The sequence below is a fragment of the Aeromicrobium stalagmiti genome, from assembly GCF_013283745.1.
Classification (GTDB): Bacteria; Actinomycetota; Actinomycetes; order Propionibacteriales; family Nocardioidaceae; genus Aeromicrobium; species Aeromicrobium stalagmiti.
The window spans coordinates 1-1,113 of sequence record NZ_JABSTZ010000018.1 but is presented as its reverse complement, the minus strand read 5'-3'; the positions used below and the strand labels follow the sequence as shown (position 1 = coordinate 1,113).

At 62.8% G+C, this 1,113-nt stretch carries 2 protein-coding genes; both read right to left on the bottom strand.

What is annotated here, in order from left to right; translation table 11 throughout:
- The coding region (locus tag HQK15_RS18240) for a hypothetical protein (protein WP_173492928.1) at window positions 1-665 on the bottom strand (665 nt) is incomplete at its 3' end.
- 8 nt (window positions 666-673) lie between these two features.
- The coding region (locus HQK15_RS18235; protein WP_217361852.1) for a hypothetical protein at window positions 674-1,113 on the bottom strand (440 nt) is incomplete at its 5' end.

Genomic DNA, 1,113 nt, shown 5'->3' with positions numbered 1-1,113 from the left:
GCGGGCGCAGTCGACGCTTTGGCCTGCGCGATCGTGGCATTTGCGTTCGCCTGCCCGACCGTAGCCGGTGTCGTCATGAACTTGCCGAACATCTCGGCGAACTCATTGGGCGGCAGTACCGACGACAGTGACGCACCCATCAAGCCGGTGGCAGCTTTTGGATCGTTCTGAATCTGAGTGAGCAACGTGTCGGCATGCTGCAACTTCTGCTGCACAGCCGGATCGTTCGTGTTCGGATTAGAGTTGACCAGCGCATCACGCTGCTCCTTCACGATGTTCGCAGCCAAGTCTGGGCGCCCGTTCAACATGGCCGAGTAAGCCTGCGCCATCGGCTGGATCACGGCTTGGCGCTGCGCGAGTTGGCTCATGTCGTACGAGCTGCTGATCGCGGCGTGCTGCTCCGGAAACATCGCGGTGAGCGCGGCGAAATTCGACGGCGTCGGGTTTTGCAGCACGTCGTGCAGCATCTGCGGGTAGGCCTGCTGGCGAGCCACCTGGAGGCCGGTGAGCGTCGACTGTGCCTGCGTCTGAGCCGCCTGCGCGTTCAGCAGGTTGGTCTGCGCGCCCGTGTTGGCGGCTTTGAGAAAGGAGCCAACCGGGTCGGGTTGGACTTGCAGCCCCGTGTAGTTCGCTGCCTGCGGCAGCGCGGACGAAATATCAGCCATGGCGTGCCTCAGTTGAACAGCGGGGTGTTGAATAGGCCCGTGGTCGAGCCATTTGTCGAGATGCCGCCCGCGTTCAGGTAAGCAGGCGCGGCAAAGGAGTAGGACGGGCTATTCGATGCGTTCATGTACTGGCCCAGTGCGCCCGACACACCGTTGATCGCACCGTTGATCGCATTGCCGGTGCCCAGAATGCCGCCGGCCAGCGCCGCCCCGTTCTGGCCGATGAGGTTGGTGATGTTGTTGCCGGTGCTCATGGCTGCATTGCCAGTGCCGGCGGCTGCGTTCGCTCCGACTGTCACGAGATTTCCCTGCTGCGTGACAGCATTGCCGAGGCCTGTCAGCAGCCCGGACTGCCCATTGAGAGACGTGCCCAGGTTGCCGATCTGCGTCTGCATCACGTTCGAGAGCACCTGGCCCGGTAGATAGCCCAGCGATGCAATCGTGTTGC